Origin of the sequence: Microbacterium salitolerans, from assembly GCF_019720895.1 — a bacterium.
In the GTDB taxonomy this organism is placed as follows: Bacteria; Actinomycetota; Actinomycetes; order Actinomycetales; family Microbacteriaceae; genus Microbacterium.
In genome coordinates, this window is the sequence record NZ_JAHKSH010000004.1 from 310,583 (window position 1) to 321,248 (window position 10,666).

Below are 10,666 nucleotides of genomic sequence, written 5' to 3' on the forward strand. Positions count from 1 at the left end.
CCCACCGTATTCCTCCCGCGGTGGTCTGTCACCAGTTTCTTTCTCCAGTATTCATCGGATCGCGGTTGCGGCGATCCTCACGGCCGTGTGCCGGGCCGCGCGTGCAGCGGCGTGCGGGCGAGGGCGACGGCTCCGACGACGGTCACGTCGATCTCCTCGAGCGCCCGGCGCGCCTCGAGCAGCGTCGCGCCCGTCGTCACGACGTCGTCGACGAGCACGACGCGCGCACCGGCGGGAAGCCGTCGCGCCACGAGCGCGTCCGCGAGGTTCGCTCCGCGCGCCCGCCGATCGAGCACGCGCTGATCGCGCACGGCGCGGGTCCAGCGCAGACCGCGGAGGGGCACCGCGCCCGCCGCGCGCAGCAGGAGCTCGACGACGCGGTAACCGCGCTGGCGCATCGCCCGCCGCGAGGTCGGGATCGGGACGGCGAGCAGGTCTCGTTCGCCCGCCGACGCCGCGCGCAGCGCCTCACGCAGCGCGGCTCCGAGCACGCGGCGCAGATCGGTGCGCCCCTCCTGCTTCAGCGAGCGGATCGTCTCGGCGGCGCGCCCCTCGTAGGCGAGGGCGGTGTCGACCGCGAGCACGGAGCCGCCTTCCGGCGTGAGGAGGATCCGCTCACCGCGGGGTGCGAGCGCGTCCCGGCACGCGGGGCACAGCGCGCACCCCGGTTCGCGGCATCCCCCGCACACCACGGGGAACAGCAGGGCGATCGCGTCCGCGACGGCGCGAGCGAATCCGGTCTCCATCCGCCCAGCGTGACGTGCCTCCGCCCGGCGTGTCCCGCGGATCCGGCGGTTTGTGGAGAACTCGCCGCGACGCCCCGATTGTGGACACGCTGAGTCACTCCTGCAGCGTGAGGGATCCCATCTGCGTCGCGAGCACGCGCACGCCCGTGCCCGCCTGCGTCCAGGTCGGGGCCTTGCGCACGTACAGCGACCCGTCGCCGGCGAGCAGTCGCTCATTCGACTGCACGTTGCCGTACGTCATCGCCGTCACGACGAACGATGCGGTCAGGCGCTCCGGCGTGCCCGCGCCGACGTTGTGCTCGCCGATGATCGTGCGGCCGTCTCCCGGCAGCGTGACCGCGACGATGTCGTCGGCGACCCACGTGAGGCGGTCCGGCTCGTCCGTGAGGAGACCGATCTGGCGCAGGTTCGACAGACCGACCGGCTGGCCCTCATCGTCGCGCCGGATCCCGGCGAGCACGAGCAGCCACTGGTCATCGATGCGGCCGGCGACGGCGATGCGCGCCCCATCGCGCGAGACCTCGAGGTCGGCGACCTCGGTGAGCCCGCCGAGGCCCGTGACGTCGACCGGTTCGTCGTCAGCGCCCCACGCGTGCAGCCGCTCCGGGGCGTCGGCCTGCGCCGACCAGACGTAGTCGAAAGGATCGAGCGACGGACGCACCCACCCCTCCTCGTACGTCAGCGGCTGGAACGACCCGTCGCCTCGCACGCGCCAGATCGCCTCGGACTCCGACTGCACGGCCGCCTGCGAGAGATCGGCGGACAGCGTAATCGAGGTGGCGGGGTCCTCGGCCGACGCTCCCTCAGCGAAGCGCTCCTCCATGACGGCCGACAGGCCGGGGATCTCCTGGGGGGCCTCGCCGGGGACGACGTAGCCGAAGCCCTCGTCGGTCATCGCGATGGCGCGGCTTCCGCCCTCGGTCGACGCGATGTCGTCGGGCGGAGTGTCGACGACCTCGCCCGCCGCGATCATCCGCACGCCCTCCACGCCGATTCCGGCGAGCGTCGTCTGAACCTGTGTGAGCATGCGCGCGCGGCGCGCCTCGTCGGCCTCGCTGACGGTGGGCGACAGCGTCACGGTCGCGACGTGATCGTCGTCGATGTCGACGCGGCGCACCGTGTCGTCTTCGCCGAACGCCGAGGAGACCGACACCTCGAGCCACGACGCGGGACCGCCCTCGACGAGCTCCTCGACCATGCGCTCCGCGAGCGTCGACGTCTCGGGGAACCAGCGCACATCGGGAACCAGCCGGTCCCCCGGCGCCGAGTAGTACAGCGACTGCGGAGAGAAGATGCTCTCGAAGCTGCCGCTCGGCACGATGACGCCGTCGGGAAGGTCGTCGATGCGCCACTCCCCCTCCTCGAGCGCGAGCCGGATCTCCAGCGGGCGGCGCACCTCCTCGGCCGCGATCTCGTACTCGCCCCGGTCGTCGACCGTGGCCGTCGGCGTCACCCGCACATCGACGAAGCCGGACTCGGCATTCGACGGGGACTCCTCGAAGTCGCCGACCTCGCGGTCATTGACCGCGTCGACCGTGATCTGGCGCTCGGGATCCCACGTCGCCGCCGCCTCGGCCGAGAGGAACTCGCGCGCGATCGACCAATCATCCGCGGGGCTCTCGGCCGCGTCCAGGAACCCGAGCACGATCGCCTCGGGCGACTCGCCGTCGTCCGGGCCGTCGGGCTGGAACTGCCAGCGCGCATCCGAGACGCCCTCGGCGACGCTCGCTCCGGACTGCACGGCCCCCTCCGTGGGAAGCCCCGCGCAGCCGACGAGGAGCAGCGCGGACGCCGTGACGACGGCGAGCGCGCGGCCCCCTGATCGCATCCGTCGCGTCATGATTCCTCCTGCCGTGGCGCCGACTCGCGCCGCACGATGAGCGTCTCGGTCGGACTGGCGCTGGCAGCGCTGCCGTCTCCCATCGGCAGAGACGCCGCTGGCTCGACGGCGATCGGCGATTCGACGGCCCCGCCGTCGGGGTCACGCGGGATCGTGAGCACGAAGTGCGTGCCGACGCCGATATGCGACCAGACCTCGAGGCTGCCGCCGTGCAGCTTCGCGTCGCCCAGGGCGATCGACAGTCCGAGGCCCGTGCCTCCGAGGGTGCGCGTGCGCGAAGGATCCGCGCGCCAGAAGCGATCGAACACGCGCTCGGCATGCTCGGGCTTCATCCCGAGGCCGTAGTCGCGCACGCCGACGGCGACCGCGTGCGGGCCCGCGGCAACCGAGATGTCGATCGGCTCATGCTCGCAGTGCTCGATCGCATTGCCGATGAGATTGCGCAGCACACGGCGCACCCGACGCGGATCCATGTCGGCGACGTCGTCGCCTGCGGCCGCGTGGAACCGCAGCTCCGTGTCGTTCTGGTCCGCGATCCCGCGCATCGACTCGACGACGCTCTCCGCCAGCTCGGAGAGCGACAGGTGGTCGCGCTCGAGCTGCACCGACCCGGCGTCGTACCGGCTGATCTCGAGGAGATCCGTCAGCAGCTCCTCGAAGCGCGCCACCTGCTCGTAGAGGAGCTCGGCGGATCGCTGCGCGATGGGATCGAAGCTCTCGCGCTCGCCGTGCAGGATCCCGGCCGCGAGGCGAATGGTCGTGAGCGGCGTCCGCAGCTCATGTGACACATCGGACACGAACCGCTGCTGCACGAGCGACAGCTCGGCGAGCTCGCGGATCTGCGACTCGATGCTGTCGGCCATCTGGTTGAACGAGCGGGCGAGCGTGGCGAGCTCGTCCTCGCCGCTCGCCGTGAGCCGCGCCGACAGGTCACCGCCCGCGAACCGCGCACTCGCCTTCGCGACATCGACGATCGGGGTCGACACGGCGCGCATGACGAGCCAGACGACGCCGGCAACGATCACAACCAGCGCGATGCCCGTGATCCAGAGCGTCAGCTGCACGAACGCGAGGGTGCGCGCGACATCGGACAGCGGGTACGCGAGATACACCTCGTAGACCCCGACGGCGGGCAGCTCGAGCTGCTGGCCGACGACGATGGCGGGAACGAGCTGGCCGCCCTCGCCGGGCAGACCGATCGACTGCCACCACTGATTCTCCGGCACCGTGCGAACCTGCTCGCGGAGGCCGTCGGAGAGCATCGACTCGTCGAGGACCTCGTCGCCCAGCGCGAATCCACTGGGAGCATCGTCGGTGGACTGGTCGGCGATGGGCGACCCGACGATGTAACTCGTGGAGGCCGCTGTCGCGAGGTCGTCGAGCATGTCGTTGCGCAGCGCCTGGATCGCCGCGCGGTCGGTCGCGAGGGGCGCGTCGTCGACCGATTCCTGCGTGAGGTAGACGGCACGGCGCGTGTCGTCGAGGATCTGATCCTTGCGCGCTTCGAACAGGTCGGCCTGGATCGCGAGCGCCGCCCACACCGTCGCGACCATGATGGCCACCGTCGTCGTCGCGGTCGTGATCAGGATCGTGCGGAACCGCAGCGAGCGACGCCACAGCCGCACGGGCCGACGCCCGAGCCGCGTCGCCCGGATGATCAGCGCGCGGACGCGCGAACGGACGTCGGGCATGCGAGGGTCAGGACGTGGCGCCGGCGCGATAGCCCACACCGCGCACCGTCATGACGATGCGGGGGCTGTCGGGGTCGAGCTCGATCTTCGAGCGCAGGCGCTGCACGTGCACGTTCACGAGACGGGTGTCGGCCTTGTAGTGGTAGCCCCACACCTGCTCGAGCAGGTGCTCGCGCGTGAACACCTGCTGCGGCTTCGACGCCAGAGCCACGAGCAGCTCGAACTCGAGAGGCGTGAGGGAGATGAGCTCGTCGCCGCGCCGGACCTCGTGCGCCGACACGTCGATCGACAGGTCGCCGACGCGCATCGTGGACGTCTCCTCCGGCAGAGCCGGGCGCAGACGCGCGCGGATCCGCGCCACGAGCTCCTTGGGATTGAAGGGCTTGACGATGTAGTCGTCGGCGCCGACCTCGAGGCCCGCGACGACGTCGGTCGTGTCGGAGCGGGCCGTGAGCATGATCACCGGCACGCCGGACTCCGCCCGGATCTCACGGCAGATCTCGATGCCGTCCTTGCCGGGGAGCATGAGGTCGAGGAGCACCAGATCGGGATTCGCTCGCCTCCACACGTCGACCGCTTCGGTGCCGTCGGAGCAGAACGAGGTCTCGAATCCGTCCGTGCGCAACACGATGCCGATCATCTCGGCAAGCGCGGTGTCATCGTCGACGACGAGAATGCGACCAGTCATGGATCCATAGCCTAATCCGCCGACCCGCCACGTGGTGGGGCGACACCGCGCCGATACCGATCACAGGTATGGAACGATTGCGATGGGGAGGAGATAAACGGTGACAGATCATTCGTCGGCCAGCTGGGCGCCCGCGCCGCGCCAGGGCCTGGTTCCGCTCTATCCGTTCGGCTTCGGCACGATTCTCGGCAAGGCGTTCGCGGTGCTCAAGGGCAACCCGAAGGTGCTCCTGCTGTTCGTCGTCGGACTTCAGACGCTGGCGATGGTGCTCCTGTTCCTCGGCGTCGGCGGCGTCGCCGCGTGGACGTTCTCGCGGGCGGAGACCGTTCCCGAGTTCTCCGAGGAGTTCGCCCAGATCATGGCGGGCTCGACGGCGATCCTCATCATCGCGACCATCCTGCTGTCGCTGCTCCTCACGTGCGTCACGACGATCGCACAGGGCGTCGTCGTCGCGGAGGTCGGGCACGCGTCCCTCGGCGAGAAGGCACGTCTGTCGGTGCTGTGGCGCCGCGTCGGCCCCGCCTTCTGGCGGCTGTTCGGCTATGCGATGCTCCTCGGCGTCGCGACCTTCATCGGCATGATCATCCTGATCCTGCCCGCCGCCCTGATCCTCGGGCTCACGGGCGCCTTCTCCGGCTCCGGAGCGGGCTCCGTCTGGATCGGCGTCATCGTCCTCCTCCTCGCGCTTCTCGGCGGGCTCGTGCTCTACGCCTGGCTCGGAACGAAGCTCTACCTCGTCCCCGCCGCCATCGTTCTGGAGGGCGTCGGACCGCTCCGCGGTGTGCGTCGCTCCTGGACGCTCACGCGCGGCCGATTCTGGGGGACGTTCGGGATCCTCGTCCTGCTGTACCTCATCACGAACACGGCCGCGAGCGTCGTGTCGGGTGTCTTCTCGCTCTTCACCCCGCTGATCATGACGATCTTCGTGCCCCTCGGCGCCTCGTCGACCGAATCGACCCCGATGGTCGTCCTGTCCGTGGTGCTGGTGGCCCTGACGTCGATCGTCTCGTTCGCGATCGCCGCGATCCTCATGATCGTCCTCTCCGCCGGCGGTGCGCTCTGCTACATTGACGCGCGCATGCGCGACGAGGGAATCGACCTGCGCATGCGTCGCTACGTCGACGCGGGTGGAGCCGCGGCGGATCCGTACGAGTTCATCGCCGGCGCCCAGCCGTCGCCGCACGCTCACCCGTCGCCCGCGCAGGCGTGGCAGACCCCGCCCGCGGCGCCGGCCTACCCGCCCGCGGCGTACGGCGGTCCCGCGGCACCTGCTCCACCGACGTCTGCCCCGGCTCCGGCCGGCCCGTCGGCGACCCCGACTGTCCCGTCGAACTACCCGGCACCACAGCGGCCCCGACCCGGCTCACCCGACCAGCCGCCCGCCCCGCCCGTATGATCCTCCGTGTCCTCACCGCGCTGCCCGATCGCGACGACGCACGCGAATGGGCGGAGCAGGAGCTGTCGGACCCCGCGTATCGCGAGGCCGAGCCGACGCTGTTCGACCGCGTCGCGCAGGCGATCGGCGACGTCATCGCGAACCTCTTCACGCCCCAGATCGGCGGCGCGGAGTGGAGCCCGCTCTGGACGATCGTCATCGTCGCGATCGCCGTCGCGGCGATCGTCGTCGCATTCGTGATCTGGGGACTTCCCCGGGGCGAGCGCCGCCACGCGTCGCGTCCGTCCGCTGAGCTGTTCGACGACGACGCCCGATCGGCGGCCGAGCTGCGGACCGACGCCGACGCCGCGGCCGCTCGCGAGGACTGGGATGCCGCCGTCGTGCTCCGGTTCCGCGCGATCGCGCGCGGGATCGACGAGCGAGGCGTCCTGTTCGCCCCGCCGGGGATGACGGCGCGCGCGTTCTCCGAGGCGGCGCGCGAGTACTTCCCGCCGCACGCGTCCGACCTCGCAGCCGCCGCGTCGCGCTTCGACGACGTGCGCTACCTGCGTCGCCGCGCGACGCGCGAGACAGCGCAGCAGCTGGCGGGCCTCGACCGGGCGCTCGCGTCCGCGCGCCCGGCGAAGGCGGCCCAGGCGGTGTTCACATGAGCCTCGTCGCGACCACCGCGCCGCGTGATGCGGGACCGCGTCCATCGCGTCGTCGTCGGGTCTGGGGGTGGGTCGCGGTCGTCGTCGCGATCTGCGTGGTCGGATCCGTGCTGGCGCTGCTGGAGCACAGCTGGTCCGCGCCGGACCCCCTCGATCCCGACAGCCCTCGCTATGACGGCGCCCGTGCGGTCACCTCACTGCTCGCGGATCAGGGAACGACCGTGACGGCCGTCGACCGCGCGGCCGACGCACACGACGCGATCGACGCGGCGGGCACTGACGCGACGCTCGTCATCACGGACGCCTGGTACCTCACAAGCGACGCCCTTGCCGAGCTGGCCGATCGGGCGAGCGAGACGGTGGTGCTCGGATCCGACTACGCGACCCTCGACCCCCTGTTCCCCGGAATCGGGTACGGCGGAGCCGGGTCTGCGAGCGAGCCGGTCGCACCGCAGTGCACGCTTCCCGCTGCCGAGAACGCGGGCGCGATCCTCCCCGGAGCGGCCTACTCGGTCGACGCACCCGGCGTGACCGGCTGCTATCCCGTCGACGACGGACACGCGCTGCTCCGGACCGAGACGTCTGGAGGATCCGCTCTCACGCTCGTGGATGGGCAGGCGCTCTTCGAGAACGACGTGCTCGCCGAGGAAGGGCATGCGGCGCTGGCGCTCGGCCTCCTGGGCCAGCGCGGCGAGGTCATCTGGTACTCGCCGTCGCCGGCCGACGCGGAGGCGTCCGACGCGAATCCCGCGATCGGCGACTTCGTGCCGCCGTGGGTGACGCCCGTGATCGTGCTCGGCTTGCTGATCACGATCGCCGCCGGCGTCTGGCGCGGTCGCCGGTTCGGCCCGCTCGTCGCGGAGTCCCTCCCTGTGACTGTGCGGGCCGGCGAAACGCTCGAGGGGCGGGCGCGCCTCTACCGCACGGCCGGCGACCCCGCGCACGCGCTCGACGTGCTTCGTCGCGGTGCGATCGCGCGACTCGCCCGGCGCCTCGGGCTGTCGGCCGACGCCGCGCGTGACGAGGTCGCTCGAGCGGCCGCAGCTGTGCTCGGCTTCGATCCGCGTGTCGTGCACGACACGCTCACCGCGACCCCGCAGAACGACGCCGACTTCGCCGACCTCGGCGAGCGGCTCCGCGACCTCGAAACAGCCATCGACTCCGCAGACCCCTGGGAAGGACGCTCACGATGACGGACCCTGCTCCGCACCCCGCCGCACCCACCGCCCCCGCCGTCTCCCTCGATCCCGACGCCGAGCGCCTGCGCGCCGCGATCGCCCGCGTGCGCGCGGAGGTCGGCAAAGCCGTCGTCGGGCAGGACGGCGCCGTGAGCGGTCTGCTCATCGCGCTGCTGAGCGACGGCCATGCCCTCCTCGAGGGAGTGCCGGGTGTCGCGAAGACGCTGCTCGTGCGCAGCTTCAGTCGCGCACTCGGCCTCGACACGAAGCGCGTGCAGTTCACACCCGACCTCATGCCCGGAGACGTGTCCGGATCCCTCGTCTACGACGCGAAGACGGGCGAGTTCGAGTTCCGAGAGGGTCCGGTCTTCACGAACATCCTGCTGGCCGACGAGATCAACCGCACGCCTCCCAAGACGCAGTCGGCGCTCCTCGAGGCGATGGAGGAACGTCAGGTGTCGAGCGACGGCGTCACCCGCCCGCTCCCCGCCCCATTCCTCGTCGCGGCGACCCAGAACCCGATCGAGCACGAGGGCACCTACACGCTGCCCGAAGCGCAGCTCGACCGGTTCCTCCTCAAGCTCACGATCCGCGTGCCGGAGCGCGACGCCGAAATCGACGTGCTGCGTCGCCACTCCACGGGATTCTCACCGCGCCGCCTCGACGCCGTCGAGGCGGCCGTGACGCCCGATGAGATCCTCGCGGCGCAGCGCTCCGTGCGGGAGGTCTCGGCGACGGACGACGTGCTCAGCTACATCGTCGACCTGGCGCGCGCGACCCGTCAGGCCGCGTCTGTCCAGGTCGGCGCGAGCCCCCGTGCCGCGACCGCGCTGCTCTCCGCGGCGAAGTCCTGGGCGTGGCTGTCCGGGTATCCCGCGATCACGCCCGACCACGTGCAGGCCATGCTGACGCCCGTCTGGCGCCACCGGATCCTGCTGCGCCCCGACGCGGAGATCGAGGGCGTCGCGGTCGACTCGGTGCTGGCCTCGGTGCTGCGCCAGACCGCCGTCCCGCGCTGACCGGCCCCCGTCGTGTTCCTCTCCGGTCGCTTCCCGCTGCTCGTGGCCACGGGCGCGCTCCCCGTCGTGCTGCTCAGCACAGTCGGGGTGAGCCCGTGGATGACACTCGCCCTGTGGATCATCGCGTGCGTCGCCGTGCTCGCAGTCGATGTCCTCGCCGCCCCCCGCCCGTCGGACCTGCGCGTCGCGCGCGACGTCCCGGCCCGAGCGAAGCTCGGCGACACGGTGCGCACACGTCTGCAGCTCATCAACATGGGCACGCGCACGGTGCGCGCGCGTGTGCGCGACGCCTGGCAGCCGACGGCGCAGCCGCCGGCGTCACGCGCGCGCGTCACGATCCCGCCGCACGAGTCGCGCATCCTCGACAGCCCGCTGGTCCCGCGCCGCCGCGGCGAGCTGCGCAGCGAGTTCGCGACCGTCAGGATCCTCGGTCCCCTCGGGTTCGCGGGGCGCCAGGCGAACATCGTCGCGGTCGGCGCCGTGCGGATCCTCCCCCCGTTCCGCGCCAGACGACACCTCGCGAGCCGTGTGCAGCGCCTGCGCGAGCTCGACGGATCCACGTCGCTGCAGGTGCGCGGACAGGGAACGGAGTTCGACTCGCTCCGCGAGTACGTGCGCGGCGACGACGTGCGCTCGATCGACTGGCGCGCGACGGCTCGCGCCGCGACGACGATGCTGCGCACGTGGCGCCCGGAGCGCGACCGTCATGTGACGATCCTCATCGACACGGGCCGCACCGCCGCCGCGCGCGTCGGCGATGAGACGCGCCTCGACGCCACGTTCGAAGCGGCGCTGCTGCTCGCAGCGCTGGCGAACCGCGCCGGCGACCACGTGCATGTCCTCGCGTACGACCGGGTCGTCCGGGCGCGCGTGACCGGCGTCGACGGCGCACGCCTGCTGCCGGAGATCACCGACGCTCTCGCGGGCGTCGAGGCGCAGCTCATCGACACCGACTGGGATCACGCGTTCGACGAGGCCCGTCGGCTGGCGCGCCGTCCGAGCCTCGTCGTCGTGCTCACGGCGCAGGAGTCGCTCGCGTCCTCGCGCGGCTTCCTGACCAGGCTCTCAGCCCTCTCCGGAGGAGCGACGACCGTGCTCGTCGGTACCGTGACCGATGCGGCGCTCGCCGACGCGGCCAGGGAGGGCGGATCCGTCACCGACCTGTACCGCGCCGCCGCCGCTGAGGCGACGCAGCAGGACGCCGAGCGCGTCGCACGGGCGATGTCGCGGGCCGGCGCCGAGTCACTCGCCGACACTCCGGAGGCGCTCCCTCCGCGCATCGCGGACCGCTACCTCGCGCTGAAGAAGGCCGGACGCCTGTAGCCGCGCGTCACGCGCGGCAGCATGCACAGCCCACTCACATCGAACTCACCGGAGACATGGAGTCTCTGATAGCGTGACGGCGAATCATCACCAGATGACGTGCCACCTGGGGGCGGGAACGGCACACGCCGCAGC

The 10,666-nt window shown here is 71.6% G+C and carries 9 protein-coding genes; 5 read left to right on the top strand and 4 right to left on the bottom strand.

All coding sequences use genetic code 11. From position 1 onward, the window contains the following. Positions 1-77: 77 nt before the first annotated feature. The 4 genes from KOL93_RS10955 to mtrA form a co-directional block, all read right to left on the bottom strand. Entirely contained in the window at positions 78-746 is a 669-nt protein-coding gene (locus KOL93_RS10955; protein ID WP_221585390.1) for a ComF family protein, read from the bottom strand. 94 nt (positions 747-840) lie between these two features. Next, complete coding sequence (locus tag KOL93_RS10960; RefSeq protein ID WP_221585391.1) at positions 841-2,586, bottom strand: LpqB family beta-propeller domain-containing protein; 1,746 nt, start codon at positions 2,584-2,586, stop codon at positions 841-843. Beyond that, positions 2,583-4,277, bottom strand: coding sequence for an MtrAB system histidine kinase MtrB (gene mtrB / locus KOL93_RS10965; RefSeq protein WP_221585392.1), 1,695 nt, complete (start codon positions 4,275-4,277; stop codon positions 2,583-2,585). The genes KOL93_RS10960 and mtrB overlap by 4 nt, the downstream gene beginning before the upstream one ends. A 7-nt stretch (positions 4,278-4,284) precedes the next feature. Next, positions 4,285-4,965, bottom strand: a complete 681-nt coding sequence (gene mtrA, locus KOL93_RS10970) for an MtrAB system response regulator MtrA (protein ID WP_221585393.1) — start codon at positions 4,963-4,965, stop codon at positions 4,285-4,287. Between the two features lie 100 nt (positions 4,966-5,065). Between mtrA and KOL93_RS10975 the strand changes: the two genes are divergently transcribed. From KOL93_RS10975 to KOL93_RS10995, 5 genes are read left to right on the top strand one after another with little or no spacing between them, the layout of a single operon-like run. After that, positions 5,066-6,361: a DUF7544 domain-containing protein gene (locus tag KOL93_RS10975; RefSeq protein ID WP_221585394.1), complete on the top strand. Its 1,296-nt coding sequence runs from the start codon at positions 5,066-5,068 to the stop codon at positions 6,359-6,361. Continuing rightward, positions 6,358-7,011: a DUF4129 domain-containing protein gene (locus KOL93_RS10980; protein WP_221585395.1), complete on the top strand. Its 654-nt coding sequence runs from the start codon at positions 6,358-6,360 to the stop codon at positions 7,009-7,011. The genes KOL93_RS10975 and KOL93_RS10980 overlap by 4 nt, the downstream gene beginning before the upstream one ends. Further along, positions 7,008-8,204, top strand: coding sequence for a DUF4350 domain-containing protein (locus KOL93_RS10985; RefSeq protein WP_221585396.1), 1,197 nt, complete (start codon positions 7,008-7,010; stop codon positions 8,202-8,204). Before KOL93_RS10980 ends, KOL93_RS10985 begins: the two co-directional genes overlap by 4 nt. Then, positions 8,201-9,208, top strand: coding sequence for an AAA family ATPase (locus KOL93_RS10990; protein ID WP_221585397.1), 1,008 nt, complete (start codon positions 8,201-8,203; stop codon positions 9,206-9,208). Before KOL93_RS10985 ends, KOL93_RS10990 begins: the two co-directional genes overlap by 4 nt. A 12-nt stretch (positions 9,209-9,220) precedes the next feature. Then, on the top strand, positions 9,221-10,531 hold the full coding sequence (locus tag KOL93_RS10995) for a DUF58 domain-containing protein (RefSeq protein ID WP_221585398.1): 1,311 nt from the start codon (positions 9,221-9,223) through the stop codon (positions 10,529-10,531). Positions 10,532-10,666: the final 135 nt, after the last annotated feature.